The sequence below is a fragment of the Sulfurovum sp. TSL1 genome (genome assembly GCF_019972135.1).
GTDB lineage: Bacteria > Campylobacterota > Campylobacteria > Campylobacterales > Sulfurovaceae > Sulfurovum.
Genome location: NZ_BPFI01000001.1, coordinates 1,165,542 through 1,191,608, shown reverse-complemented (window position 1 = coordinate 1,191,608; position 26,067 = coordinate 1,165,542). Strand labels below are relative to the sequence as shown.

At 42.2% G+C, this 26,067-nt stretch carries 25 protein-coding genes and 1 riboswitch; of the genes, 16 read left to right on the top strand and 9 right to left on the bottom strand.

Going from position 1 to position 26,067, the window contains the following annotated elements; genetic code table 11:
- Window positions 1–1,293: a bifunctional UDP-N-acetylglucosamine diphosphorylase/glucosamine-1-phosphate N-acetyltransferase GlmU gene (gene glmU, locus LDM98_RS05830; RefSeq protein WP_223898396.1), complete on the bottom strand. Its 1,293-nt coding sequence runs from the start codon at window positions 1,291–1,293 to the stop codon at window positions 1–3.
- A gap of 76 nt (window positions 1,294–1,369) precedes the next feature.
- Between glmU and trmA the strand changes: the two genes are divergently transcribed.
- Window positions 1,370–2,491: a tRNA (uridine(54)-C5)-methyltransferase TrmA gene (trmA, locus tag LDM98_RS05825; protein ID WP_223898395.1), complete on the top strand. Its 1,122-nt coding sequence runs from the start codon at window positions 1,370–1,372 to the stop codon at window positions 2,489–2,491.
- A 2-nt stretch (window positions 2,492–2,493) separates the two neighbouring features.
- Here trmA and LDM98_RS05820 read toward each other — a convergent pair whose 3' ends face one another.
- Window positions 2,494–4,074, bottom strand: a complete 1,581-nt coding sequence (locus tag LDM98_RS05820; RefSeq protein ID WP_223898394.1) for a glycosyltransferase family 39 protein — start codon at window positions 4,072–4,074, stop codon at window positions 2,494–2,496.
- A gap of 308 nt (window positions 4,075–4,382) precedes the next feature.
- Here LDM98_RS05820 and LDM98_RS05815 point away from each other — a divergent pair, with 308 nt between their 5' ends.
- Complete coding sequence (locus LDM98_RS05815) at window positions 4,383–5,108, top strand: glycosyltransferase (protein WP_223898393.1); 726 nt, start codon at window positions 4,383–4,385, stop codon at window positions 5,106–5,108.
- On the top strand, window positions 5,105–5,740 hold the full coding sequence (locus LDM98_RS05810) for a lipid-A-disaccharide synthase N-terminal domain-containing protein (RefSeq protein WP_223898392.1): 636 nt from the start codon (window positions 5,105–5,107) through the stop codon (window positions 5,738–5,740). Before LDM98_RS05815 ends, LDM98_RS05810 begins: the two co-directional genes overlap by 4 nt.
- Before the next feature lie 110 nt (window positions 5,741–5,850).
- Here LDM98_RS05810 and LDM98_RS05805 read toward each other — a convergent pair whose 3' ends face one another.
- The 3 genes from LDM98_RS05805 to LDM98_RS05795 form a co-directional block, all read right to left on the bottom strand.
- Window positions 5,851–8,214, bottom strand: a complete 2,364-nt coding sequence (locus LDM98_RS05805; RefSeq protein ID WP_223898391.1) for a hypothetical protein — start codon at window positions 8,212–8,214, stop codon at window positions 5,851–5,853.
- 328 nt (window positions 8,215–8,542) lie between these two features.
- On the bottom strand, window positions 8,543–9,223 hold the full coding sequence (locus LDM98_RS05800) for a toxin-antitoxin system YwqK family antitoxin (RefSeq protein WP_223898390.1): 681 nt from the start codon (window positions 9,221–9,223) through the stop codon (window positions 8,543–8,545).
- Window positions 9,220–9,657, bottom strand: coding sequence for a CoA-binding protein (locus tag LDM98_RS05795; protein ID WP_223898389.1), 438 nt, complete (start codon window positions 9,655–9,657; stop codon window positions 9,220–9,222). The genes LDM98_RS05800 and LDM98_RS05795 overlap by 4 nt, the downstream gene beginning before the upstream one ends.
- A gap of 52 nt (window positions 9,658–9,709) precedes the next feature.
- Between LDM98_RS05795 and ilvA the strand changes: the two genes are divergently transcribed.
- The 6 genes from ilvA to LDM98_RS05765 all read left to right on the top strand — a co-directional run bounded on the left by ilvA (window position 9,710) and on the right by LDM98_RS05765 (window position 15,364).
- On the top strand, window positions 9,710–10,921 hold the full coding sequence (gene ilvA, locus LDM98_RS05790; RefSeq protein ID WP_223898388.1) for a threonine ammonia-lyase: 1,212 nt from the start codon (window positions 9,710–9,712) through the stop codon (window positions 10,919–10,921).
- Entirely contained in the window at window positions 10,921–11,829 is a 909-nt protein-coding gene (locus LDM98_RS05785; RefSeq protein WP_223898387.1) for a phosphatase, read from the top strand. Before ilvA ends, LDM98_RS05785 begins: the two co-directional genes overlap by 1 nt.
- Before the next feature lie 52 nt (window positions 11,830–11,881).
- Complete coding sequence (locus tag LDM98_RS05780) at window positions 11,882–13,576, top strand: acetolactate synthase large subunit (protein WP_223898386.1); 1,695 nt, start codon at window positions 11,882–11,884, stop codon at window positions 13,574–13,576.
- On the top strand, window positions 13,576–14,055 hold the full coding sequence (gene ilvN, locus LDM98_RS05775; RefSeq protein WP_223898385.1) for an acetolactate synthase small subunit: 480 nt from the start codon (window positions 13,576–13,578) through the stop codon (window positions 14,053–14,055). Before LDM98_RS05780 ends, ilvN begins: the two co-directional genes overlap by 1 nt.
- A gap of 69 nt (window positions 14,056–14,124) precedes the next feature.
- Window positions 14,125–15,084: a UDP-3-O-(3-hydroxymyristoyl)glucosamine N-acyltransferase gene (lpxD, locus tag LDM98_RS05770; RefSeq protein WP_223898384.1), complete on the top strand. Its 960-nt coding sequence runs from the start codon at window positions 14,125–14,127 to the stop codon at window positions 15,082–15,084.
- Window positions 15,085–15,133: 49 nt separating this feature from the next.
- Complete coding sequence (locus tag LDM98_RS05765; RefSeq protein WP_223898383.1) at window positions 15,134–15,364, top strand: hypothetical protein; 231 nt, start codon at window positions 15,134–15,136, stop codon at window positions 15,362–15,364.
- Between the two features lie 40 nt (window positions 15,365–15,404).
- Here the strand turns inward: LDM98_RS05765 and LDM98_RS05760 are convergent, their stop codons facing one another.
- The gene (locus LDM98_RS05760; RefSeq protein ID WP_223898382.1) at window positions 15,405–15,857 is read right to left on the bottom strand and encodes a PAS domain-containing protein; all 453 of its coding nucleotides are present in this window, start codon (window positions 15,855–15,857) and stop codon (window positions 15,405–15,407) included.
- Between the two features lie 79 nt (window positions 15,858–15,936).
- A riboswitch (cyclic di-GMP riboswitch) is annotated at window positions 15,937–16,012 on the bottom strand.
- Between the two features lie 122 nt (window positions 16,013–16,134).
- Between LDM98_RS05760 and metH the strand changes: the two genes are divergently transcribed.
- Complete coding sequence (gene metH, locus LDM98_RS05755) at window positions 16,135–19,641, top strand: methionine synthase (RefSeq protein WP_223898381.1); 3,507 nt, start codon at window positions 16,135–16,137, stop codon at window positions 19,639–19,641.
- Window positions 19,642–19,707: 66 nt separating this feature from the next.
- Here metH and LDM98_RS05750 read toward each other — a convergent pair whose 3' ends face one another.
- Window positions 19,708–20,286 carry a cytochrome b/b6 domain-containing protein gene (locus tag LDM98_RS05750; protein WP_223898380.1) on the bottom strand — a complete coding sequence of 193 codons (579 nt, stop codon included), beginning with the start codon at window positions 20,284–20,286 and terminating at the stop codon, window positions 19,708–19,710.
- Between the two features lie 102 nt (window positions 20,287–20,388).
- Here LDM98_RS05750 and LDM98_RS05745 point away from each other — a divergent pair, with 102 nt between their 5' ends.
- Window positions 20,389–20,607, top strand: coding sequence for a DUF1653 domain-containing protein (locus LDM98_RS05745; RefSeq protein ID WP_223898379.1), 219 nt, complete (start codon window positions 20,389–20,391; stop codon window positions 20,605–20,607).
- Here the strand turns inward: LDM98_RS05745 and LDM98_RS05740 are convergent.
- A complete protein-coding gene (locus LDM98_RS05740; RefSeq protein WP_223898378.1) occupies window positions 20,604–20,786 on the bottom strand; it encodes a CPXCG motif-containing cysteine-rich protein in 183 nt (60 codons plus the stop codon). The genes LDM98_RS05745 and LDM98_RS05740 overlap by 4 nt on opposite strands.
- Window positions 20,787–20,841: 55 nt before the next feature.
- Between LDM98_RS05740 and LDM98_RS05735 the strand changes: the two genes are divergently transcribed.
- Window positions 20,842–22,134 (top strand): M20/M25/M40 family metallo-hydrolase, encoded by a 1,293-nt coding sequence (locus LDM98_RS05735; protein WP_223898377.1) that lies wholly within the window; start codon window positions 20,842–20,844, stop codon window positions 22,132–22,134.
- A gap of 24 nt (window positions 22,135–22,158) precedes the next feature.
- On the opposite strand, the gene nth is transcribed toward LDM98_RS05735, so the two are convergent.
- On the bottom strand, window positions 22,159–22,809 hold the full coding sequence (nth, locus tag LDM98_RS05730; protein WP_223898376.1) for an endonuclease III: 651 nt from the start codon (window positions 22,807–22,809) through the stop codon (window positions 22,159–22,161).
- 115 nt (window positions 22,810–22,924) lie between these two features.
- On the opposite strand from nth, the gene LDM98_RS05725 reads away from it, so the two are divergent.
- The 4 genes from LDM98_RS05725 to fbaA all read left to right on the top strand — a co-directional run bounded on the left by LDM98_RS05725 (window position 22,925) and on the right by fbaA (window position 26,059).
- Entirely contained in the window at window positions 22,925–23,770 is an 846-nt protein-coding gene (locus LDM98_RS05725) for a peptidyl-prolyl cis-trans isomerase (protein WP_223898375.1), read from the top strand.
- A 31-nt stretch (window positions 23,771–23,801) separates the two neighbouring features.
- Window positions 23,802–24,407, top strand: coding sequence for a hypothetical protein (locus LDM98_RS05720; RefSeq protein WP_223898374.1), 606 nt, complete (start codon window positions 23,802–23,804; stop codon window positions 24,405–24,407).
- Window positions 24,408–24,479: 72 nt separating this feature from the next.
- Window positions 24,480–24,965, top strand: coding sequence for a hypothetical protein (locus LDM98_RS05715; RefSeq protein ID WP_223898373.1), 486 nt, complete (start codon window positions 24,480–24,482; stop codon window positions 24,963–24,965).
- A 20-nt stretch (window positions 24,966–24,985) separates the two neighbouring features.
- Entirely contained in the window at window positions 24,986–26,059 is a 1,074-nt protein-coding gene (fbaA, locus tag LDM98_RS05710) for a class II fructose-bisphosphate aldolase (RefSeq protein WP_223898372.1), read from the top strand.
- Window positions 26,060–26,067: the final 8 nt, after the last annotated feature.

Below are 26,067 nucleotides of genomic sequence, written 5' to 3'. Positions count from 1 at the left end.
CTATTTGTCTCCAAAAAATTTATAAAAGAAATTTTTGACAGTTCTCATAGGCGCTCTTGAGATGGCAAGCTCACCCTGTGCTACGTTTTTGTTGATGGTACTTCCAGCTGCTATCATCACATCATCTTCTATGATCACAGGTGCAACAAGCTGTGTATCTGAACCCACAAAGACATTTTTACCAATCTTGGTTTGGTATTTGTGCTTTCCGTCGTAATTACAGGTAATGACACCTGCCCCGATGTTAGACCCTTCCTCTATGGTTGCATCTCCAATGTATGCGAGATGTCCGGCTTTGACCCCTGTCAGTGTTGATTTCTTTACTTCCACAAAGTTACCGATATGCGTGTCGATAAGTTTTGAATGTGGTCTTACTCTTCCCATAGGCCCCACATCAGAATTCTCTATATGTGCATCTTCTATGACAGAGTGTGTTTTAATGTGCGACGCGATGATATGCGAAGCACCCTGAATGCTTACGCCGTTCTCCAATAGACATTCCCCTTCAAACGTGGCCCGTGAATCAATGTAAATGGTTTCTGGCAAACGCATAGAGACACCGGCTTTCATCCATGCTGTTTTGATACGTCTTTGAAGTATCTCTTCTGCATGTGCAAGATCAAGCTTGGAGTTCACACCTTTGAACTCCTCTTCTTCTACCATGACAGGATGAACGATCTTCCCATCATCTACGGCCATTTTGACGATGTCCGTGAGGTAGTACTCTTTTTGGGCATTGTCATTACTTAGCACAGGGATATAACGTTCCAGTAACTCTTTTTTCACGCAGTAGACACCCGCATTGACAGTCTGTATCTCTTTTTGTGCAGGAATACAGTCTTTCTCTTCCACGATCTCTATGACCTTCTCTTGGCTGATGACCACGCGTCCATAACCAGTCGGGTTGTCCAGTTTGATCACAGACATGTTGATGTCGGCATCTCCCTGCATGAGCGACTCCAGAGCAGACATGGTGACAAGCGGCATGTCACCATTGAGTATCAATGCTTTGGAATGTGCAACTTTGACACCTTTCATGGCCCCGCCTGTACCGGGAAACTGTTCAGCATCCTGCATATGAAAATGTATGCCGCTGTAGTGTACCTCTATGGCTTCTTGAATACGTGCTGCCTGGTGGTAGAGTACTACCGTGATGTCATCAGAGATCTTTTGCGCTGCATCAATGGCATGGAATAGCATAGGTTTTCCGGAGATTTCATGAAGTACTTTGGGGGTCGTGGACTTCATTCTTGTACCTTGACCTGCTGCGAGGATGACAACGCTTATAGACATTTTGGACCTTTTGGGTAAAATTACAGATATATTTTATTATTGTGATTATATCCAATGCAAATTAAAGGTATGAAGTTTGAACTGTAAACATTTTGGAAGTTGTGGGTCCTGCGGACTCTATGAGATCGGGTATGAGGCACAATTAAAGCAAAAAGAGCAGAGGGTTTCCGGGCTTTTGGCCCCTTTTTATCAGGGGGACCTGGAAGTTTTTGATTCGCCTACCGATCATTACAGGGCCAGAGCGGAGTTTCGTATCTGGCATGAGGGAGAGAGGTGTGATTATGCGATGGGTAACATCGAGAAAAAAGGTGCCATCATCATAGAAGAGTGTCCTAAGGTCATAGAGCCCATAGAGAAGCGTATGTGGAAGTTACTTGAAAAGATCAATGCCTCTACAGAAGTGTTAAAAGCGCGTCTTTTTGCCGTGGAGTTTTTGGCAACGACCACTGATGAATGTCTTATCACGATGTTGTACCATAGAAAGCTCGATGATGTGTGGCGTGCTGAGGCAAAAGCGCTTGAATCAGAGCTCAACTGTAAGATCATGGGACGAAGCCGTAAACAAAAAGTGATCCTTTCGGATGAGTTTGTAAGCGAAACATTGGATATCGACGGAAAAACGTTTACCTATGTGCAATATGAGAGTGGTTTTACCCAGCCAAATCCTGCAGTGAATGTCAAGATGATAGAGTGGGCAATCAAACAAGCCAAAAGGGTAGGGTCCGGGGATTTCTTAGAGAGCTACTGCGGTCTGGGGAATTTTACACTTCCTCTCTCATCTTACTTTGATAAAGTGTTGGCTACGGAGATCAGTAAACGATCCATTCATGCGGCACTCGAAAATTGTGCGCTCAATGCTATTGAAAATATCACTTTCGCAAGACTGGCATCAGAAGAGATGACAGAGGCTTTGAATGGTGCAAGAGCGTTTTCCAGACTGAAGGGGATAGATCTGGAAAGTTATAACTTCAGTACGGTACTGGTAGATCCGCCAAGAGCAGGATTGGATGAGGGAACCATAGCACTTATTTCACATATAGAAAATATTATCTATATCTCATGTAACCCTGAAACACTTGCCAGAGATCTTGTAACACTGTCAGAAACACATGAGGTGCTTGAAGCAGCGATGTTTGACCAGTTCCCGCATACGGAGCATGTGGAAAGCGGCGTATTTTTGAAGAAGAGGTCAGTGTGATCTTAGGGTATACGATCTAGTTTGTTGTACAGATCTGCTTTGACGAGGATGGCGTATTTGCCTTTGAAGCTTGTCTTGTCCGTGATGAGATCTTGATCTATCTTATGCATATGCTTTTTCTTGCGGTAGGTAATGATCATGCCATCAGGATGCTCCTCTATGAACGTAGCGATCTTCTCTTTACCTTTTAAGACGATGATAGGATCATGAAGTCTGCCTAAAAAATGAAACTGGTCATGGTATTTTTTATCCTGTGCTACCGGTATACCTTGTTGCTGCAAAGAAGAAATTTTTTGTGAAAAGCTGGAAATATCCTGTGCGGCTAAAAAGTTGTGAATGGCAAAATGCACTGCGAAAACAGCCACTATGATACTTAAAGCCATGACCTTTATGGCATCGTGTTTCAGTGTAAAATGCTTTTTTACAAGATAAAGTCCAAGAATAAACAGCAAAAATGCTGAGAGTAAAAAAGCAGTGCTGTCCACAGGAAATGTGATGGATTTCGGTGCAACAAAAGGTGCAATGGCAAATACGATCGCAAAGAAGAGATAGGTATACCCTAGAGACTTTGTATAGCCTTTCATGTTAGGAGCAGCAGTCGTGAGGACCCTTGCACAAAAAAGGGAGAATGCAGCAATTTCAGGCAGGAGATAATGTACCTGCTTACCGCTGATGAATGAAAATACAAGCAGTGCAGATAGCATCCAGACCAACAGCATTTTCAACCCGTGATCCATAGTTGTCTTTTTAAGTGACGTATAAAATACTTTATGGAATGACCATGGGAAAAGTAATAATGGCAACAGCGCAAGATACCACCAGATCGCCCTTTGGTGTGCAAAAGAGTTCACCATCCTGTCAGCTGTCTGGCCCCAAAAGATAGCATGTTGATAGGCTTCACCGCCGGCAATACCTGCCGGGATCGCCCAGGAAAGTGCAATGGCAGCACCCCCTAAAAATGCCAAGAAAAATTTCACATAAATACGTTTATCTATGTTTTGTGCACTCCAATAGGGTGCAAGCAGTAAAAGTGGCAGAAGGTGTACTAAAATAACCGGTCCTTTGGTCAGTATGCCAAAGCCAAATGAGAGTGAGATAAGGAAAAATGGAAGAAATGTCTGTTTCTGTACAGCCTGCACGATACCCAAAACACCGACAAATACCCAAAATGTCAGTATGATATCAAACATAAACAGTGAATTATAAAAAGTGAATATCAGGGTACCTGCCAGGATCAGAAGGGTATTTTGCGCACCTTGAACATCATCTTTCCAGAGCGTAAGATAGAGTCTATAGGCCAGAACGAGCGTCCCAAAACCAAATAGCATAGGGATGAAGCGTACAGTGGTTTCATTCACCCCCCAAAGTAACCAGTTTACATGTACCAACCAAAATATAAATGGAGGTTTATGGGGGTAAGGCTCACCATTGAGCAGTGGAACCAAAAAGGAGCCTTTATCCCACATCTCCCATGCGACACTGAGATAACGTGTTTCATCGATGATCCAAATAGGACGAAAATAGATGCCAATAGCGGTTATCAGAATGAGTATGAAAAAGGGAATAGAGAGATGTTTCATCATGACTTGTACTTTTTTCCTTCACTATAGATAGAAATCAAATAAAATATCGTCTTCACTTCTGCAGATAGAATGAACTCTTTCTTGCGTGTAAAACGTATGATGGGGATATTTGACGGTAAGTATATCCTTATTCTCTTTAACCTCATTTTCAATATATGAAATTTTATCTGTTTCCTGCGGAAAGATCTATTCGAATATTGTATGACCCTGTAGTAAAAAGCATGCTTGTAAAACCCTTGAAGCTTTTATATTATTGTACGTTATAATAGTGGGAATCTACATCAAAAAACATATGGAAATAGTATGATATGAAAAATAACTATAGAATGAGTATCATTGTACCTGTCTACAATGAGGTGGACAATTTAGATAGGATAGAGGCTGTTTTTACAGAGTATTTTGCTCAAAGTGACACGAAAAGTAAAGTGATATTTGTGGATGACGGCTCTACGGACGGCAGTTTTGAAAAAATAATGGATATTTGTAAAAAAGATGATTTCAGCTATATCAAATTCGATAAAAACTATGGATTGAGTACGGCTATTAAAGCAGGGATCGATGTTTGCGGTACAGAGCTTGTAGGCTATATCGATGCGGATCTGCAAACCACACCGTTTGACTTTGACCTACTGCTTGAAGAGATAGACCAGTATGAAGCGGTTATTGGATTTAGAGGTAAACGAAAAGACACGTTAAGCAAGAAAGTACAATCCTCTTTTGCCAACTCTATCAGACGCGCTTTGATCGATGATGGCGTGATCGATACCGGATGCCCCCTTAAGATAATGAAAGCAGATGTGGCAAAAAAAATACCTTTTTTTGACGGGATGCATCGTTTTATTCCTGCTTTGATCAAACTTCAAGGCGGCAAGATACAGCAAAAAAACGTTCAACATTTTGAACGCACCGCAGGGGTATCAAAATTCAATATCTTTAACCGTTCCATCAAGCCTCTTCAGGATGCCTTTGCCTACCGTTGGATGAAAAGCAGATATATTACCTATAAAGTTGAAGAGAGTACCCCTAGTGTATGAGTAGTGGATGGCTCTCGTATGGACTTTTTGTCTATGTTATAGGATTCAGTGCACAAATTCTTTTTTCGGCACGTCTGCTTGTGCAATGGATACAGTCAGAAAAAGTGAAAAAGGTACTCACCCCTGAACTTTTTTGGGAATTGAGCCTTATGGCCTCTTTTTTATTATTTATCTATGGATGGTTGCGTGATGACTTTGCCATCATGTTGGGGCAATCGATCACCTATTTTATCTATATAAGAAATATGCAGCTTCAAGGATCCTGGAGAAAGCTCCCCTCTGTGTTGCAGATCTTTTTATGGATTTTCCCTGCACTCATCGTTCTTTATGCATACAACAATAACGAGATCGAGATGCACCGTCTCTTTAAAAATGAGGATATCCCGTTGTTTCTTTTGCTCTGGGGGAGCATAGGACAAATTCTATTTACCTTCAGATTTGTCTATCAATGGATCTACTCTGAACGGATGAAAAGATCCCATCTTCCATTTGGTTTTTGGATGCTAAGTCTCACCGGTTCACTGATGATATTAAGTTATGCTGTTTTCAGAAAAGATCCTGTTTTGCTTCTGGGGCAACTTTTTGGATTTATCATCTATACCCGTAATATTATGATAGAACTCAAAAAATAGTGATAAAGAGTGAAGTATAGGGATAGAAAAAAAGAATATAGAAAAAACCCTTCAATGAAGAAGGGAAAAGGAACTTACTATGAAGATAGTAAGTTCAAAGAGGGTTGGCATTACTTCCAACCGTCTTTCACGATCTGTGCAGATTTTTTATAAGGGTATTTTTTCACCAGTTCTTTGACTGAAAGTTTTTGGTCTCCCTCTCTCATGAAGTGAGCCAATGTCACTGAAGCCCAATAGTCATTTGCATACTCCGTACCCTCCAGTTGCACCGGTACACCATTATTATTGACCGTGTGACATGCCGTACAGGTCACCGGTCCGGTATATTTACCATCAGGACTATACTGAAGTGCTTGCTGGTGTGTTGTCACATCTACAGATCTTTCATCACCGTCATATCGTGTTGAGTAAAGACCATGTGTCGACTCATGACATGTCTGACATGCAAGGTTCCCATGTGCTTTAGAGTATCTATAGAGTGAATACTTGTTAGGCTGATCGATCGGGAAGTATTTACCACCGGTATCTTGCTCAACAAACGGTGCCAAGTGACAATCCGCACAGTGAGGTTCAGAAGCTGCCAACCACCAGTCATTACCGGCAGAGGCTGCTGAATACGGTACATCTTCACCTGTTTTATGGTTCCAAGGCTTGAGATCCAGTTTCAATCCTTCTCCCACATTTTTAACCAATGTTGCTGATTTGTGATCTGCATAGTAACTGAGGACTTCATTCTTCTCACCAGTTGATTTAGGGTCTGCCCAAGAAGCAAACTTCTTCATGTCTCCACCTGTGATACCTGCTACCATTTCTTTAAGAGATTTGTTTCTAAGTGTTTTCCCCTCTTGTTTGGAATCATTGGTCAAGTCATCCGCAGCATAAAGCGCTTGCGCTACTTTCGTGTGACAGTTCGTACAGTATAGACCTAGAAGTTTACCGGCATCTTTTCCGTGTTCATCTTTGGTTGCAACGTTCTCAAGCTGCCATTTACCATAAGCATTAAGGAAGAACGGAGGTTTTGCATTCGGGTTGGAGTGCGCATCACGTCTGACATAACAACCACCGCCGGAATTTCTGATATCACCTTTAGAGAATCTTGCTTCACCATATCTGTCTGTCACACGGAACGGGTTCGTGTCATCATTCATACTAGGGTTTTGGAAGTGTGTCGGGTGACAGGATTGACATGATTGTGATCTTCCTGCAGCATCAGGCATAGGTACCATGGCTAGGTGGAATCCGTGCACCGCTTCTGAAAGCGGTTTTGCTTTCACTGTTTTATAACCCATGGCAGTGACTCTAGGCTCTTGAAGGTTCCCAGAAACGTTATCACCATGACAGTCCGTACAATTCACAAAACCGACTTTACCTAAACGCTGTGCAGGTGCATCATTACGATAGTCAGAGAGGAATGTCGTACCATGATGCTTATCGTGAAGTGCAAGGATGTTGATAGAACCCTCTGAAAGTCTCGCCATATACTCGGATGTATCAGGGTATGATTTCCAATAGTTGTACTCTTCATCTCCTTGGGTCAAACCTTCATCTCTGGCCATTTGAGCTGCTTTACCGGTACGTGAGTGACAAGCATAACAGTTAGGGATATCTACAGGGTTGGTACCAAAGTAAGAAACGGCAGTTCCATCGGGTTGTTTCACCTGTTTCCCATCACCCGTGTGAAGTTCAACTGTGGAGTACTGGAATGGCTGGAAATCTCTTTCTGTTATTGTACGCAGTGAACCTTTTCTTGTACTGTCATTAAACGCAGTCAAAGGAAGACCGAGTGCATCCCATAAGTGCGAAGCTGTAAGGACAAGTTTAACATCTTTCACCGGAGGTACGAGGGTATCGGTCATCACCACGTTACCACCGTCTTTACCGGCATAGGACATATACCCGGTCATAGGCGCACCTGAAGGACCATGGTCCACTTTTACCTGGATCTGACGACCTACTCTAAGTCTGTCTTTTTCTGTTGCACCAGGAGGCATCGTACCTTCAAGGTCTTTATAGATAAAGAGATGCGACCATACATAGTTTGCGACATTATCACCCGGACTGTCCAAGTGGCCATCCCCATCGGCATCTTTAGGTACTGTCCAGTACTTCATCTTGTTACCCTCAGAGAATGAGTTGTCTCTGGTGTAGGCAAAAAGTTTTACATTATCATCCGGTGTCATGAGCTTAGGAAGGCTGCTTCCTTTTCCGACTTTGATCGCTTGTGATTGGATAGAGTTGTATGGTGGAATGACACAACAGTAGCTCATATCAAAACCAACACAGTGCATACCAAGTTCGTAGTTGACAAACATGCTATAGTCTGCTTTTGGTTGAAAGGCAGTTTTCCCTTTTATTTTTACTGCCTCCAATTTATCCATCGAAAACGGCGGGGTTTTGTCATAGTCAGCGGCAGAAAAAGCAGCAGTGGTAAGAAGTGACAAGGCTACTGTGCTTTTTACAATTTTTGAAATCATTTTAGTCTCCTTTTAAATTTGATTACCATAAATTTTTACATTAAAATTGTTAAGTTTTCTTTAAAATTATAAAAATAATAATATATTTAACATAATTAAAGATTATTATTATCTGTAAGAATAGTTATTATAATTTTTATGGATATATGCGAAAATATGGGGTTTTAATGAGGTAATAAGTACGTCAATATAGAGAGAAAAATGTGTATTTATCCCTCTGATTAAATGGACTTTTTATTGCTATAGAATAAAGCATATTTGGAAGGTACATTTGATTGGTACAGTGTACCTTCGCATCATATATAGAGTCGAATTTATGCGTCTTTGACTATTTAACCTTTCTGTTGTTAGGATTGAAGTCTAAACCGTGAAGTGCTTCTATGGTCGCATCCGGTTTTTTAGCCTGAATTTTCTTCATGAGATTGACAGGTCTGTCCATTTTATAAAGTTCCGTTCTGATCACTTTTCCCTCTTTGTCATACCACCGTCTTTTACCCTCTTTATATCCATGTTTATACATGACATCATTGTTGAGAGTCCCGTCTTCATTGTATTCTTTTTGTAAGCCTTCTTTTTTACCATTTTTAAAAATGACTTCAGAGGCGAGTTTGCCTGTACTGAAGTAGTATTTCTCGGGACCCTCTTTTTCATCATTGACATAATTGACCTCTATACGCAGTGTCCCGTCAGCATAAAATATTTTATTCATACCATGACGTTTACCTTTTTGATAATGGATCACTTCAAGATGGTTTCCTTCTCTGTCATACCAATTGAGCGGGCCCTCTCTTACCCCTTGAACGTTCTTCACTACAAATGCCAGTTGACCTGTATTATAATAGACCTTTTCAAGTCCGTCTTTGACACCCTCTGCAGTCTCTGTTCTTGTGCCTTTGAGATATTCGATCTGTGATTTGACCACACCATTTTCAAAATGGTCTGTGAAAAGCTCTGCCTGCAGTGTCGCTGTACCAAGTAAAGTCAGTGTAATTAAAAGTATCTTTTTCATGTGTGTTTAAATAGCTTTCTGTGTTCGACCATTGCACAGTAGTTCTGTACGACATTGATACCTGCGTCTTTGACTCTTTGCGCTGCCTCATTGTTAATAAGTTCAAGTTGTGTCCAGTAGGTCTTCACATCACCACGGGCTATGACTTCATCCGCAATAGCATCCAGTGCAGCAGGTTTTCTAAAAACGATGACCATATCGACAGGTTCGTCTATCTCAGTAAGACTTCTATAGACCTTTTCTCCTAAAATGGTGTCGCCTTTCGGATAGACAGGTATCATTTTGTAGCCTACTTTCTGTAAGTAGTGGGCTACATGATTGCTCGCTTTGTTTGTTTTTGGTGATGCCCCTATCACAGCTATGGTTTTGGCTTCTTCAAAATATTTCTTCATCTCTTCACAGCTACTATTGACGCGTGGCAGTTCGCATTCCATGCTTTATCCTTATTCTGATATACTTCTGACAATATAATAGCTAGGAAAGATAATGTTAGACTTAAAAAGTATCCAAAAAGCCTATGAAAGAGTATCGGATGTTGTGCATCGAACGCCCTTCTCTTATGCTCCTATTTTAAGCCAAATGAGCGGCTATGAGGTGTACCTTAAAAAAGAGAACCTTCAACGTACCGGTGCGTTTAAACTTAGAGGAGCTTTTAATAAAATTGCTTCTTTGATAGAAGCGGGTGACAAAGGTGGCGTTGTCGCTTCCTCTGCAGGTAACCATGCACAGGGTGTAGCTTTTTCAGCAAAACATTTTGGTATCGAAGCCACCATTGTCATGCCGGAATCCACACCGCTTACCAAAGTCATGGGAGTGAAAGAGCTGGGTGCCAATGTGATACTTCATGGGTCTAACTATGATGAAGCCTATGCCTATGCCGTAAAATTCGGGGAAAAGAACAACTATACATTTGTACACCCTTTTGAAGATGAAGAAGTTATGGCAGGTCAAGGTACAGTTGCACTTGAGATCATTGAGGATATAAAAGATCTTGATGCTATGGTTGTATGCGTTGGTGGAGGTGGACTTATCTCAGGTATGTCTGTGGCAAGTAAAGCACTGAATCCTAAGTGTAAGATCATCGGTATCTCTTCAGCAGGAGCACCTGCAATGAAACAGTCTTACGATGCAAAAACACCTATAGATACGACTTCTGTAAGGACGATCGCTGATGGTATCGCAGTTAGAGATACTTCCCCGATCACTTTAGAGTATATTCTCAAAAATGTGGATGTTTTTGAGACAGTAGGCGAAGATGAGATCGCTGCTGCCATACTCTTTTTATTGGAAAAACAAAAAGTGTTGGTAGAGGGGGCAGGTGCCGTAGGTGTTGCTGCACTTCTACATGGAAAGATAGACTTGCCTAAAGGGTCAAAAGTAGCTGTCGTACTCAGTGGAGGAAACATAGATGTGACAATGCTTTCTCTTATCATTGAAAAAGGACTGATGAAGTCTGCACGTAAGATGAAACTGCTTGTTACGCTGGTAGACAAACCGGGGGCTTTACAGGCATTGACCGAGATACTGACAAGAGTAGGTGCGAACATCGTTCAGATAGGGTATGACAGAACCTCTATAGATCTGGAATTCGGTGATGCACATGTCTCTGTCTCCTTGGAAACCAAAGGTGTGGAGCATCAGGAACAGATAAGAGAGCAACTCAAAGAGGGTGGGTTTTCTTTTAAAGAAGAACATTAATGATAGCGATAGATCTAGGTTCAAATACTTTACGTGTATTGGAGTATGAGTGTAGCACAGGCAGACATACAGCTGAATTTGAAAAGGTCGTGAAGACGGCAGATGGTCTGGCTCAGTATGGGGTGATCAATGACGAGGCTGTAAAAAAGGTCATCTCAGCCATACAGGAAGCACAAGAGCAGATCGATTTTTCCTCATCTTTGGTAAGAGCCGTGACAACGGAAGCTGTACGCAGAGCAGTGAACTCGGATGAAGTGCTTTCCCGGATCAAAAAAGAGACAGGTGTGCACTTTGATATCATCTCCGGTGAAGAAGAAGCAAGACTCACTCTACTCGCGGTAAGACACAGACTCTCCACATTACAGGATACTTCGGAGAGCTTTGTACTGATTGATATAGGTGGAGGTTCTACCGAACTTATCTTCCATTATGGAGATGAAACGGTTTCTAAAAGTTTTCCTTTAGGGATCGTGACCATTGCACAAACCTATGAAACGTTGGAAAAAATAGAGAAAGTCCTTCCTAAAGAGATGGCTGAGATGCAACGATTTTGTGAGAATCTTTATCATAGTAAAAGCAAGGTCAATGCTTTCGTAGCCACAGCCGGGACACCTACGACCGTTGCAGCCATGAAACTCGGACAAAATTATGAAACCTATGATGCATCAAAGATCAACGGTACTTCTCTTGCAATAGAGGAGTTGGATTTTTACTTGAAAGAATTACTCTCCATGCCATTTGAAGAGAGAGAGATCGCTGTAGGTACGGGACGTTCTGATCTCATAGCAGCAGGTATCCTTATCTACAAACAACTCTTCAGATTATTGGGGTTTGAAAGCTGTATCGTGATAGATGATGGCTTACGCGAGGGAGTGGCCATAGAAGCTTGCGGGCATCAGGCCCATTAAACTCTAATCTTTTTTAGATATAATCAAAAAAAATTTAAATGGAGTGTAGACCATGCAGATGAGTGGTGCACAAATGGTGTGTGAAGCGATTATCGCTGAGGGTGTTAAGACCGTATTTGGTTACCCGGGCGGTGCGATCATGCACGTTTATGATGAAATTTACAAACAAGAAGGGTTTGAGCATATCTTGAACCGTCACGAACAGGCAGCTGTTCATGCAGCAGATGGTTATGCAAGAGCTACAGGTGAAGTGGGTGTTGCGATGGTAACCAGTGGACCAGGATTTACAAACGCCGTCACTGGACTGGCTACAGCTTATATGGATTCAATTCCTATGGTCGTGATCTCCGGGCAGGTGCCTTTGTCGCTTATCGGTACAGATGGGTTTCAAGAGATAGATGCTGTAGGTATATCCAGACCCTGTACAAAACATAACTTTTTGGTACGTTCATTGGAAGAACTGCCTCGTTTGTTGAAAGAAGCATTTTATATTGCGCGTTCTGGACGACCGGGACCGGTGCTTATCGACATTCCTAAAGATATTACTGTAGATATCGGTGAGTTTGTCTACCCTGATTCTGTCAATATTCCTACGTATAAACCGACATACAAAGGAAACAAAAAGCAGATAGAAAAAGCTGTAGAAGCGATGAAAAAAGCAAAAAAACCTTTGCTTTACATCGGGGGTGGTGTGGTACTTTCAAACGCGAGTGATCTTGTACGTAAGCTGGCAGAAAAAACGCAGATCCCTACCGTTGAAACATTGATGGCAAGAGGTGTAATGGGTGCCAAAAATCCATTGCTTCTTGGTATGCTGGGGATGCATGGGAATTATGCATCCAATATGGCAATGTCAGAGACAGACCTGGTGATCTCTCTTGGTGCGAGATTTGATGACAGGGTAACAGGTAAACTTTCCGAGTTTGCAAAATATGCAGATATTATTCATGTAGACATTGATGCAGCGAATATCGGTAAACTTGTGGATGTTGACTATCCTATCGTAGGTGATGTCAGTCAGGTTCTTGAAGAGATGTTACCGCTTCTTGATGGAATAGATACAGACAGATTCCAGGCATGGAGAGAGATATTGAAGCGTTATGATGAGCTGCACCCTCAATCTTATGTTGATTCTGATGAGGTCATCAAGCCGCAATGGGCTATAGAACGTATCGGTGAACTGGTAGGTGAAAATGCCATCATCACTTCAGATGTCGGGCAACACCAAATGTGGGCAGCGCAGCATTATCCGTTCGATAGACCACGCCAGTGGATCAATTCCGGTGGATTGGGAACGATGGGCTTTGGTTTCCCTGCAGCCATCGGTGCAAAAAGAGCCTTCCCCGATAAAACGGTTATCAATATCACAGGTGACGGTTCGATCCTGATGAATATGCAAGAACTGGTGACGGCGGCAGAGTACAAAATACCGGTCATCAATCTTATACTCAATAACCACTTCCTGGGAATGGTTAGACAGTGGCAGACGTTCTTCTATGAAAAGCGCTACTCCGAGACAGACTTGACATTCCAACCGAACTGGAAAGCACTGGCTGAGGCGTGTGGCGGAATAGGGTATGACGTGACTACCAAAGAAGAGTTTGATGCAGCGATCAAAGATGCAATAGCACAAGATAAGGTGTGTTTCATGAATGTTGCCGTGAACCGTTTTGAAGATGTACTTCCTATGGTACCGGCCGGCGGTGCACTCTTCAATATGATGTTACCGCAAAAAGGAGAGAAATAATGGAAAATTCTATGAATGAAAGACGTGTTATTTCTGTTATCGTATTGAATGAAAGTTCTGTTCTTGCACGTGTCACATCACTTTTTGCAGCACGTGGCTATAACATCGCATCACTCACTGTGGCACCCATACCAGACAGTGATATGTCACATATTACGATCGAAACGAACGGTTCTACTAAAGTGATGGAACAGATCACCAAGCAACTGCATAAGCTCATACCCGTCTATAAGGTGATCGAGCATGAAGAGATGGTTGAAAAAGAGATGGTCTTGGTGAAGTTCCCTATTACCGAGCACTTAAGTGACATCGGAGCATTATGTGCCGCATATAACGGTGGTATCGCAAATGTGGGTAAAGAGATGATCATTGCCATGGTTGCAGATGAACCTATACGTATACAGCATTTTATAGAAGCAGCGCAGCGTTACAACCCTTATGAAGTTGTACGTGGCGGTGTTGTAGCTATAGAAAGATAGAAACCATTTTACTTCTGTCACTCTCCTTACAGGAAAGTGACATCTACTTTAAGTTAAAAGGACCACTTTATGACTTACCCACTCTCTCAGATCACAGCACATATCGGTGTAGATTTTCATGGTGAAGATATCACTATCGAAGGGATACATACCTTAAGTGAGGCGACTTCCACACAACTCAGTTTTTTTACAGACAGTAAATATGCTTCACAATTGGCAGAGACCAAGGCTGCTGCGGTGTTGATCGATGAAAAGCATGCAGGATTACTGCCTTCCGGAACGATCGCATTGATTACGGATGAGGCATATCTTAAACTGGCACTGGCCTCTAAGTTCTTTGCACATAAAATGGGGAGTGAGACATCACAGCCTGCTATGGGTAAAGGTTGCGATATAGATACAAGCGTCTCTTTTGGTAAGAATGTGACACTTGGAGATCATGTGACCATCTTACCGGGGTGTTATCTCGGAGACAATGTGACTGTTGGTTCAGGGACACTTCTGCATCCCAATGTGACCTTGTATCATCATACACAGATCGGCGCTGAGTGTATCATTCATAGCGGTACGGTGATCGGTTGTGACGGGTACGGATTTGCGCATACAAAGCTTGGTGAGCATGTGAAGATCTATCAGAATGGTAATGTGGTGGTAGAAGATAATGTAGAGATCGGTGCAAACTGTGCCATAGACAGAGCCGTATTTGGTACCACCTATATACGTAAAGGTACCAAACTGGATAATCTGATACAGATCGCACATAACTGTGATGTAGGAGAGCATACACTTTGTGCTGCACAAGTGGGTCTTGCAGGTTCGACGACGTTAGGCAGAAATGTGGTCATGGGCGGACAGAGTGCCACTGCAGGACACTTGAAAGTGGGTGCTTTTGCAACCATTGCAGGAAAAGGTGGTGTCACCAAATCTCTTGAAGGTGGTAAGACCTATGCAGGGTTTCCTGCTATTGATCATAAAATGTGGTTGCGTTTGCAGGCCAAAATGATGGGTTTGCTCAAAGGTAAAAAATAGTTAAGTCATTGTACTATAATCATTGATATCAAAATTTAAAGGAGTATAGATGAGCGGAACAGTCACAAAAATAGATGAAATGGGTTTGAGTGGTACAAAAGATGGGAAGATCACAGTGACCACAGTAAAAGAACCGTATGGTCCAAAGAGTGAAAGTGTAGCAAGTATCGGTATTTCACTGCAGGCAGGTGCTGAAGAACCGGACTGGAAAGTGCATATTCCTAAAGCAAATATCGATGCAGTGATCGAAGCATTGCAGGAAGCAAAAAAAGCGTTATAGTATTGTATATACTTTTTGGTTAATGGGTTAGGCCCATTAACTACATTTCATCATTCTTCATGACCTTGTATTTGTCGAAAGCTCTTTGCATGAGGTCTTTATCAGGGATCTTTCTTCCTGCAATATATCCGATGACATTGCCGTCATCATCCAATTTAGGCTTGATCCATACAACAACATTGTAATATTTGCCTTCACTTGTCATATTTTTGACAAACCCTTCCCAATAGTTTCCACCTTTGATGGTTTCCCATAACCCTTTAAATGCAGCTTTTGGCATATCTGGGTGTCTGTTTATACTGTGTGGAGATCCGATGAGTTCTTCTTTTGTATAACCGGTAAGTTCACGAAATTTACGGTTGGCATAAGTGATGATACCTGCCGGGTCTGTTTCTGTGATCATCACACCACCGTCAAACGGCACTTCTACATCTACCGGATCTGGTTTTGTGATTTCTTTTCCGTTAATAGTGTTTTTAATTGTTTTTCCCATTTTCTCTCCATAAACAATAGATAGGTTGCATTAAAAGTCTTATTAGGACAAAAGGAAGTACAAATGCAGATCAAATACATTTGGCAGTCTGGCAATCTACATTGAGACCCATCACTTTCTGTCCTCACTTCACAATGAGTTTAGCCTTAGATATTATACCTAACATAGTATCTATCTATAGCTTATATGGACATAATAGACTACTTTGTGACTCAGATTTAATCATATTTTCTTCATACTTTGCTACAATTACAGAATTATGATAAAGGGGCGTTTTTTGTCTATTACAGAAACAATCAAATCACTTTTACAAGAGCGTATACTCGTCATCGATGGCGCAATGGGTACACAGATACAAGACCTTAAAGTTCCTTCCGAAGCATGGATAGATGATAAAGGTGTGGATCAAGAGGGATGTAATGAACTGCTTAACCATAGTGCACCGGAACTTATAGAGCGTATCCATAAGCGTTATGCTATGGCAGGTGCTGACCTACTTAAGACGAACACATTTGGTACGATGCCTTGGGTACTGGATGAGTATCAGATGGGTGAACGTGCCTATGAACTTTCTAAAAAAGGTGCTCAGATAGTAAAGAAGATCTGTAACGAATACGGTACAGAGAAGTCACCGAAGTTTGTCTTGGGTTCGATAGGACCGGGCACAAAGCTTCCTTCTCTAGGGCATATCCATTATGATGAAATGTATGAAGGGTATAAATGTGTTGCACTTGGACTTATAGATGGCGGATGTGATGTTTTTCTTTTGGAAACCTGTCAGGATCCTCTGCAGATCAAAGCTGCATTGCATGCATGTCAGGATGCAAATGAAGAGAGAGATGTGCAGCTTCCTATTATGGTATCCGTTACGATCGAACTGAGTGGAACTATGCTTATAGGTACCAATGTTGAGACGATCGTTACAATACTTGAACCGTTTGATATCTTATCACTTGGATTTAACTGCGGTACGGGGCCAGACCAGGTAAAAAAACACCTTAAAACACTCTCTGAACTTTGTGCGATACCTATCTCAGTGCATGCGAATGCAGGCTTGCCCCAGAACCGTGGGGGGTATACCTTCTATCCTATGGGACCGGATGAATTTACTGAAAAACAATTGGAATTTACAAGGTACGCCGGTGTAAGCTTTTTAGGTGGATGTTGCGGAACAACACCACAGCATATCCAGGCACTCAAAAAAGCAGTTGAAGTGATAGTCCCTAAAAAACCTACAGGTAGTATCAAGCCAAGTGTCGCTTCTTTGTTCAATAGTGTAGAGTTGTTCCAGGAACCGGCACCACTGCTCATAGGGGAGCGTTCAAATGCGACAGGATCAAAAGCATTCAGAGAGCTTATTTTGGCCAGTGACTATGAAGGTACACTGACCGTAGGTCAGGCACAGGTACGTGATGGGGCACATATGCTTGATGTCAACGTGGAGTTTGCAGGACGTGACGGGGCCAAGGATATGAGGGCGGTCATGGAGCTCTATAACCAGAAGATACCGCTTCCTCTTATGCCGGATGCAACACGACCCAATACGATAGAAGAGGGGCTGAAGTGTATCGGTGGAAAGCCTATCATCAACTCCACGAACCTCGAAGATGGAGAAGAGAACTTTGCAACCTACTGTAAATTGGCCAAAAAGTTTGGGGCTGTACTTGTCTGCCTTGTGATCGATGAAGAGGGGATGGCAAGGAGCAAAGAGAAGAAAGTAGCGGTGGCTAAACGCATGTATGAACTTGCCGTGAACAAATATGGACTGAAACCTCAAAACATTATGTTCGATATGTTGGCCTTTACAGTGGGTACAGGTGAAGAAGAAGACAGATTGGCTGGAAAGAATGCCTATGAAGCTATCAAAGAGATACATGAGATCTATCCTGAGGTAGGTTCCACGCTTGGCCTTTCAAACATCTCATTCGGTTTGGAAAAGCATGCGAGGTTCTACCTCAATTCAGTCTTTTTGCATCATTGTGTACAGGCAGGTATGACCTCTGTGATCATCAATGTGAAACACATTATTCCCCTGGCCAAAATGACGGCAGAAGACATTGCGATTTGTGAAGAGTTGCTTTTTACACCGGATGAGAAATCATTGTTTAAATTCATCGACCATTTTGCAGATGCTGTGGTAGAAGATGAGGGTGCAGATGAAGCTTATGAGGCTATGAGTCATGAAGAGAAGATTAAAAAACTTCTTATGGATGGTGACAAAGAAAGGATGCTGCCGCTTGTGGAGGAGGCACGTCACGAGATACACCCCGATGTGATAGTCAATGAGATCCTTATTGATGCGATGAAAGTGGTGGGTGAACTCTTTGGTTCAGGACAGATGCAGCTTCCTTTTGTACTGCAGAGTGCCGAAACGATGAAAGCAACGGTAGACTACCTCAATCCTTATTTGACCAAACAGGAAAAAGAGACGGATACCACACTGGTCATCGGTACGGTCAAAGGGGATGTTCATGATGTGGGTAAAAACCTTGTGGACATTATCCTTTCGAACAACGGATTTAAAGTGGTCAATGTGGGCATCAAAACGGAACTGCAGGAGTATCTCGACATTGTAGAGAAACAATCGATACAGGCCATAGGAATGAGCGGTCTTCTAGTGAAGTCCACAGCGGTGATGAAAGAGAATCTTGAAACGATGGCCGAGATGGGTATGGAAATTCCGGTACTCTTAGGCGGGGCAGCACTCACACGCTCTTTTGTCGATGATTTCTGTAGACCTATCTACAAAGGCCCTATATTCTACTGTCGTGATGCATTTGACGGGGTGATCGCGATGAGCCGTATAGAGAAGTTCAATGAAGATAATTCCGTAGGGTTGGACACGCGTCTGGCCGGAGATATGGAAGAGCGTCAGGAAAAAGTAAAAAAAGAGGTGGTGATACCACCGTTCGAAGAGATAGAGATGCCTGAGAAAGTGGAGATACCCACACCGCCATTCTGGGGAAGAAGAGTACTTCAAAAGGGGGACTTGGATCTCTCTGTGATCTACGAGTGGATCAATACGCGTTCTGTCTTTAAGATGCACTGGGGCTATAAGAGTAAAGGTATGGATAAAGAAGTCTATCAAAAGCTCATAGATGAGACGGTCTATCCTGCTTTTGAACGTTTGAAAAAAGAGTTTATCGAAAAAGACCTGTTCGAGCCGACGATCATCTACGGATATTATCCTTGCAGGAGCGAGGATCAGGAATTGTACTTGTTCGATGAGAGTGAAGGGTGGAATGTCGATGCAAATGCCAACCGAGAGCCTTTGGACAAGGTCATCGGCAGGGCAGTCACCAAGTTCTCTTTCCCAAGACAGGGAAGGAAGCCGCACCGTGCACTTTCTGACTTTTTCAGACATGACAGACATGATGTCATCGCTCTGACCTGTGTCAGTGCCGGAGCCAAGTTCAGTGCCTATGAAAAAGAGCTTTACGATGCAGGAAAATACCTGGAGTATAATATGGTACACGGGCTCTCTGTTGAACTTGCTGAGGCATTGGCTGAAGTCGTGCACAAACAGATACGTTTGGATCTGAATATCACTGCCGAAGATGAAGGCAATACGTTACGTGATGTACGTATGAACCGTTACCAGGGTGCGAGATACTCGTTCGGGTACCCGGCATGTCCTGACCTTGAACAGAGTAGAGAGTTGTTTGATATGTTAAAACCTGAAGAGTTCGGCATAGAACTCTCTGAGACATTCCAGATAGTCCCGGAACAGAGCACGACTGCACTGGTGGTACACCATAAAGGTGCAACCTATTATTCATTATAGGGTTTTAGGACTTTATTGTTTATGGGTTCAGCTCCTCTATTAGGTCCTGTTAAAAACGGACAGGTTTTACGCCCCTCCGTGGATCATATCTGAAATGATCCCTTTTTCATCTCTGCTCTCAGCAACAATGACCCCGATGATATGTAAAGGTACAAAGATCAGTACGGCATTGTAGACAAGTTCATGCAGCTCTTTGATGTCATGGGCCGTATCTTTAGTAAGAGAGAGTGCTTCATAAAAATGGATGGTCAATCCTGTAATGGCCATAAAGAGAAGGACAGCATAGAAAACGATATAACTTAGGGCGACCGTTTTTTTATAGAGCGTCTTTTCTTTGAAGTTCTGGTAGTTTGTTTTTCCACTTGGGGTAAAAAAGAGCAGTAGTCGCCATACGACTAAAACTGCGAGCGCATACCCTAAGATGATGTGCCACTCCCACATGGGTGCACGGATGGCGGTAGCAAGTGTTTTCGCCTGATCTGAGGTGACCTCAATGTTGATCTCTGAAAGTTTTTGTGTCAGAAGTTCAGAGTTCGTTCTCCAGCTTAAAAAGGTTTTGCGTAAAAATACAGTGCCTAACAGGCCCAAAATGACTGTTGCATGTACCCAGTGCCATATTCTAAAATCCAAACGCCATTTTTTCATTTTGTATCCTTTTGCGTAAATCTATAATCATAAGTATATTATAGTATCTTTAATGAAAATTCTATAGACTAATATCCATAGCGGAAGAGAAGGAGATCTAAAATGAAATTGGAAAAAGGAGTCTACAGACATTATAAAGGAAATCTTTATGAGGTCTTTATGACAGCACAACACTCAGAGACCAAGGAGTGGATGGTGGTCTATAAGGCATTATATGGAGATCAAGGAACATGGGTGCGTCCGTATGAGATGTTCATAGAAAAAGTTGAGGTAGAGGGGCTCTGCATACCCCGTTTTGAAAAGCTGGAAGATGAGGATTAGATCCCTTCCATTCTTCTCGCTTCAAAACTCACCAACTCTTTCCCGGAAAACCTGAAATGAAGTTCTATGGGGCGACAGCATACTTCACAGTCTTCTATATATTCACTTTCTTCCTCGGAATAGTCCAGTACCATGGAGATACGTTCCCAACAGTAGGGACAGGTAAAGAAATGTTCCATGCATACTCCCTGTTTTTTTATGTGATTTTACTATAATTTGGAAAAAAGAGTATATATGTCATCTATCATCGAACATTTTCAAACCCTCACACAGATCCCGCACTGCAGTAAAATAGCAGACAGGTTATTGGAATTTTTGGTTACGTTTGCTAAAGAAAGAGGGTATGACGTTGAAGTAGACGACATTAAAAATATTTTCATCTCAAAAGGCAGACCGGCACTCTGTCTTCAGGCACATTATGACATGGTCTGCATGGGCAAGGCACCTATCCTGGAAACCTATATAGAAGATGGCTGGATGAAAGCCAAAGATGCTTCCCTAGGTGCAGACAACGGTATGGCCATAGCAATGATGATGCAGCTTATGGATGAAGGCCAAGAGTTGGAATTTCTGTTCACGGCTGACGAAGAGGTCGGACTCATAGGGGCCAATCAAGTCTCCTTTGATCTTCAGAGCCCCTACATGTTAAACCTAGACAGTGAGGATGAAGCAGAGGTCTATATCGGGTGTGCAGGCGGTGTCGATATTACAGCCACCAAACAAGACAGTTATGTGGACGGAAGTGGCGATTGCTATGAAGTGGCTGTCAAAGGACTGGTCGGTGGACACTCCGGTGTAGATATCGATAAAGGCATTCCTTCTGCGATCAAAGTACTGGGTGAGTATTTACATGAACACCAGATCACACAATTGGCAAGTATCTATGCAGGAGAACGTCGAAATTCTATTCCGGCAAATGCAGTGGCCATTGTACGCAGTGCATTGAAGTTGGAGAACACAGAGTTGGTGAAGGTACGTGAACTGACGGAAAGACCGAAAGTATTGCGTGAGGGCGCTCAAACCATAGAGATGATACATCAATTCAAGCATGGTGTACATGCACAAAATGAGGCGCTGGGCATTCCTGATGTCAGTATCAACCTGGCCATTATCACCGCAGATGAGAAAGGTGGGCTTCTTGTGGAAACCAGTGCACGTGCAATGGATGCGCTAAAGCTGGAAGATATTTCAAAAGAAACATTAGCATTTTTTAACGCTTACGGTTTTAACGTAAAACTTGAAGATAAATACCCCGCATGGAAACCCGATGTCAGTGATTTTACCAATCTTGTCAGTCAAGAGATGCGGTCGGTGTTCGGTAAAACAAAGATGATGGCGATACATGCAGGACTTGAGTGTGGTGTCATCGCAGAGAAATATCCTGCCATGAAGTTTGCTTCCATCGGTCCAACCATACGGTATCCGCACTCTACAAGAGAGATGGTCGACCTGGAATCCGTTGAACGTACGTTTGAGGTAGTGAAACGGATCATAAGATCGGTGAATGAAGAGCAGAAAAGAGATTGAATTACAGAAGTACTAAGAGAATCCTTACACTTTAAAGGTTTGTTTTGTTTTGCAATGGGCCTCCATAAAGCAGCCTTCACACTCGGGTTTGACCGCTTTACATCTGTAGCGTCCAAAGAGTACCATCGCCTGATGGAGCAGATGTAGGTCTGTTTTAAACTTTTTACTTAACTCCTCTTCACATTTGACAGCGGTTTTGGCATCAGAGAGCCCTAAACGGTGCGCGACCCTGAATACATGGGTATCTACAGCCATAAGATTGGCACCGGCATACTCTATCATGACGACATTGGCTGTTTTTTGACCCACGCCTGCAAGCTTGACCAGTTCATCACGCTCCAGTGGCACTTCATTCCCATAATGTTCTACGACACTCTGTGCCATTTTGATGAGATTTTTGGCTTTGTTGTTGAAAAATGAACAGGTATTGATGTACGATTTGACTTCATCCAGGTCGGCATTGGCAAGAGATACCGGGTCGGGATAGGCTTCGAAAAGAGCAGGGGTAATGATATTCACACGTTTATCTGTACACTGGGCAGAGAGCATGACCGCAATGAGCAGTTCAAAAAGATTACGATACTCTAATTCAGTGACAGAATCAGGATAGTGTTCAAGAAAGATACTTTTTATCTCTTCTATCTCTTTTTTGGTTGCTTTTTTGACTTTTGCCATACTTCATTGCCTTCCTCTAATAAAATAGTAAATAGAATAGTAGCACATTAATAAATGATTTACCCAAGAGGTATATACTTCTTGGATAAATTTAAGTACTTAAGGATAATTCGAAATGTTAAAACTAGCAAAAATTTCACTGCTTGCTGTGGCTGTCATGGCAACATCAGTAGTGGCGTCAGACATACTTGTAACAGTCAACGGTAAAAATATCACTAAGCAGGATGCACAAGCATTTGTATCTGCCTCTGCCCCTCAGGCAAACTTTATGGACCTTGCTCCTGCTGAGAAAAAAATGGTTACAGAGAGACTAGTGGAAAAAGTCCTTTTTACAGAACTTGCAGCACAGGAAGGTATAGATAAAAAACCTGAATTTAAAAGAAACATGGAAAAGATCAGAGATGAACTTTTGGTAAACATGTGGATGAAAGAGCAGTTGGATAATGCCATTGTAAGTGAGAGTGAAGCAAAAGCATTTTATGATAAGAACGCTGAAAAATTCATGGAAAAAGCTTCGATGCATGCAAGACATATATTACTTGAGAATGAAAAAGATGCACAAGATATTATTGATACGCTCAAGCCACTGAAAGGTGAGGCACTCAAAACCAAGTTCATTGAATTGGCTAAAGCCAAATCTACAGGACCTACTGCACCCAATGGGGGAGATCTTGGTACTGCAACAGAAGACAGATTGGTTCCGGAATTTTCAAAAGCAGCTTTGGCACTGGAAAAAGGTCAAATCACGACAAAACCTGTCAAAACACAGTTCGGTTACCATGTGATCTATCTTGAAAGTAAGACAGAGGCGAAACCGGCGTCTTATGAGAAAGTGAAAGAGAATATCATTGCTTTACTCAAGCAACAGCAGTTTACTGTTAAAATTAAAGAAGTTGCAAAAGAACTTAAAAGTAAAGCCAAAATTGTCGATATGACAGAAGAAGTAAACGCAACCAAATAGTAATTTCAGCCATTAGAACAGGGAAAAGAGTATGACAAAAATTTTTATGGGGGTAGGGGTATCGTTTGCTTTAATGATCACTTCAGTCTCTGCAGATGATTTAAAAAACAGTTTAACAGATATGTTAAATACCAAAGAGACATCAGGGATAGTGGACCTGGGTAATATCAACCTGGATGCGAAGCCTAAACAGCCAAAAACAAGATCTTCTAAAGCAATGATCGCTACGGTCAACGGGCATAAGATCATCAAAAAAGAGGCGGATAGTTATCTTCAAGAGCGTACACAGGGCAAAGTGACCGATTTTGATCATTTGCCCCCGGAACAACGTTCACGTCTCATACAGGAGCTGGCACTTCCTATCATCGTGTTGGATGCAGCAGAAAAAGAGTTGACCGAAGAAGAGAAACAGGCAGTCTATACACGTACATGGATGCAAAAAGAAGCACGTAAGATCAATGTCACGGATGAAGAGGCCTTGAGAGTATATGATCAGTTAAAGCAACAGGCTAAAGAGCATAACGCCACCCAAAACATCCCATCATTTGAAAGTGTTAAGGATAAATTGAAAATCCAGATCATTGAGAAGACCCTGGTCGATAAACTTGTAAAAGATGCAAAGATAGAAGTTTTGTAAAAATGTTTATTAATGAGTAATTGGCAAATATTAGGTAGAATACACACCACATTATACAAAAGGAAATAGAGAATGAAAAAAACTCTTGTTATATTAGGTCTTACACTGGCATTCACCACACATCATGCAGTAGCTGCAACGGCTGCAGGTACAGTCAATGGTATGACGATCACTGTTGAAGAAGCAAACAGTGCCCTGAATACAATTACAAAAGGTACGAAGACGTGGGAAAAACTTACAGCTGATGAGAAACAACAACTGATTAATATGATGGCTCCGGCTAAATTGGTAGCGGCAGAATCAAAAAAATCTTTAACCGATAAAGAAAAAGAAGCTGCACTTTCAGGTTACTGGATGCAGAAAAAAATGTCAACAACCGAAGTGACGGACATAGAAGCCCAAGAAGCCTATAATAAAATGAAAACAGCAGCAGAAAAAGCAAAAAGTACACAAACTATTCCGGCATTTGAGGCAGTGAAAAATAATATCAAGATGCAACTTGCACAGGAAAAAGTTGTAAGTCAATTGATGAAAAATGCAAACATCAAAATAAAATAATTTCATAAAAGGGAAATTAAATGTCTACAAAAGTTTTAGATGTTGTACCAGCAGGTGTAGTGACAGGGGATGACCTTCAAAAGTTGTTTAAAATTGCAAAAGAGGAGGGGTTTGCTTTACCTGCGGTGAATGTGGTGAGCACCCCTTCTGTGAATGCTGTACTTGAAGCTGCAAAGAAAGTAAATTCTCCCGTAATGGTCCAGTTCTCAAATGGTGGTGGTGCATACTATGCAGGTAAAGGACTTCCATCAGATGAAGCAGCTATATTAGGGTGTATCTCAGGCGCACAGCATGTGCATACGGTCGCTAAAGCTTATGGTATACCTGTTGTACTTCACACGGACCATGCAGCAAGACCACTTCTGCCTTGGATAGATGCGCTGCTGGATGCAAGTGAAGCACACTACAAGGTACATGGTGTACCTCTTTTCTCTTCTCATATGTTAGATCTCTCTGAAGAGCCGATAGAAGAGAATATCGCTACGTGTAAAGTCTATTTGGAGCGTATGTCCAAGATAGGCATGACACTGGAGATAGAGCTCGGTGTAACAGGCGGAGAAGAAGATGGGGTTGATAATACCCATGTCGATAATGCATTGCTCTATACGCAGCCTGAAGAGGTAGCCTATGCGTATGAAGAACTCTCAAAGATCTCTGACAAGTTCACGATCGCCGCTTCTTTTGGAAATGTACATGGGGTGTATAAACCGGGGAACGTTTCACTTACCCCTAAGATCCTTGATAATTCCCAAACCTATATCGAAGAGAAGTACAATACCGCCAAAAAACCTGTAAATTTTGTCTTCCACGGCGGTTCAGGCTCTGAACTCTCTGACATCAGAGAAGCGATCAGTTACGGTGTGGTTAAAATGAACATAGATACGGATACCCAGTGGTCGTTCTGGGATGGTGTACGTAACTATGTGGCTAAGTATCATGATTACCTGCAGGGACAGATCGGTAACCCTGAGGGTGAAGATAAACCGAACAAAAAGTATTATGATCCAAGAAAATGGTTACGTGCTGCAGAAGAGTCAACTGTTGTGAGACTTGAAAGAGCATTTGATGACCTTAACTGCTTAAACAGAAACTAATAGTATGT

What these genes read in the sequence shown, in the direction of transcription:
- LDM98_RS05715 (WP_223898373.1), top strand. Translation starts at nt 24,480, where the DNA reads ATGAAAAAAACTCTTGTTATATTAGGTCTTACACTGGCATTCACCACA.
- ilvN (WP_223898385.1), top strand. Translation starts at nt 13,576, where the DNA reads ATGGAAAATTCTATGAATGAAAGACGTGTTATTTCTGTTATCGTATTG.
- LDM98_RS05800 (WP_223898390.1), bottom strand. Translation starts at nt 9,223, where the DNA reads ATGAAAAAGATACTTTTAATTACACTGACTTTACTTGGTACAGCGACA.
- LDM98_RS05735 (WP_223898377.1), top strand. Translation starts at nt 20,842, where the DNA reads ATGTCATCTATCATCGAACATTTTCAAACCCTCACACAGATCCCGCAC.
- LDM98_RS05795 (WP_223898389.1), bottom strand. Translation starts at nt 9,657, where the DNA reads ATGGAATGCGAACTGCCACGCGTCAATAGTAGCTGTGAAGAGATGAAG.
- LDM98_RS05810 (WP_223898392.1), top strand. Translation starts at nt 5,105, where the DNA reads ATGAGTAGTGGATGGCTCTCGTATGGACTTTTTGTCTATGTTATAGGA.
- LDM98_RS05780 (WP_223898386.1), top strand. Translation starts at nt 11,882, where the DNA reads ATGCAGATGAGTGGTGCACAAATGGTGTGTGAAGCGATTATCGCTGAG.
- LDM98_RS05785 (WP_223898387.1), top strand. Translation starts at nt 10,921, where the DNA reads ATGATAGCGATAGATCTAGGTTCAAATACTTTACGTGTATTGGAGTAT.
- LDM98_RS05745 (WP_223898379.1), top strand. Translation starts at nt 20,389, where the DNA reads ATGAAATTGGAAAAAGGAGTCTACAGACATTATAAAGGAAATCTTTAT.
- nth (WP_223898376.1), bottom strand. Translation starts at nt 22,809, where the DNA reads ATGGCAAAAGTCAAAAAAGCAACCAAAAAAGAGATAGAAGAGATAAAA.
- ilvA (WP_223898388.1), top strand. Translation starts at nt 9,710, where the DNA reads ATGTTAGACTTAAAAAGTATCCAAAAAGCCTATGAAAGAGTATCGGAT.
- LDM98_RS05725 (WP_223898375.1), top strand. Translation starts at nt 22,925, where the DNA reads ATGTTAAAACTAGCAAAAATTTCACTGCTTGCTGTGGCTGTCATGGCA.
- lpxD (WP_223898384.1), top strand. Translation starts at nt 14,125, where the DNA reads ATGACTTACCCACTCTCTCAGATCACAGCACATATCGGTGTAGATTTT.
- fbaA (WP_223898372.1), top strand. Translation starts at nt 24,986, where the DNA reads ATGTCTACAAAAGTTTTAGATGTTGTACCAGCAGGTGTAGTGACAGGG.
- LDM98_RS05765 (WP_223898383.1), top strand. Translation starts at nt 15,134, where the DNA reads ATGAGCGGAACAGTCACAAAAATAGATGAAATGGGTTTGAGTGGTACA.
- LDM98_RS05805 (WP_223898391.1), bottom strand. Translation starts at nt 8,214, where the DNA reads ATGATTTCAAAAATTGTAAAAAGCACAGTAGCCTTGTCACTTCTTACC.
- LDM98_RS05820 (WP_223898394.1), bottom strand. Translation starts at nt 4,074, where the DNA reads ATGATGAAACATCTCTCTATTCCCTTTTTCATACTCATTCTGATAACC.
- glmU (WP_223898396.1), bottom strand. Translation starts at nt 1,293, where the DNA reads ATGTCTATAAGCGTTGTCATCCTCGCAGCAGGTCAAGGTACAAGAATG.
- LDM98_RS05760 (WP_223898382.1), bottom strand. Translation starts at nt 15,857, where the DNA reads ATGGGAAAAACAATTAAAAACACTATTAACGGAAAAGAAATCACAAAA.
- LDM98_RS05750 (WP_223898380.1), bottom strand. Translation starts at nt 20,286, where the DNA reads ATGAAAAAATGGCGTTTGGATTTTAGAATATGGCACTGGGTACATGCA.
- LDM98_RS05740 (WP_223898378.1), bottom strand. Translation starts at nt 20,786, where the DNA reads ATGGAACATTTCTTTACCTGTCCCTACTGTTGGGAACGTATCTCCATG.
- LDM98_RS05815 (WP_223898393.1), top strand. Translation starts at nt 4,383, where the DNA reads ATGAAAAATAACTATAGAATGAGTATCATTGTACCTGTCTACAATGAG.
- LDM98_RS05720 (WP_223898374.1), top strand. Translation starts at nt 23,802, where the DNA reads ATGACAAAAATTTTTATGGGGGTAGGGGTATCGTTTGCTTTAATGATC.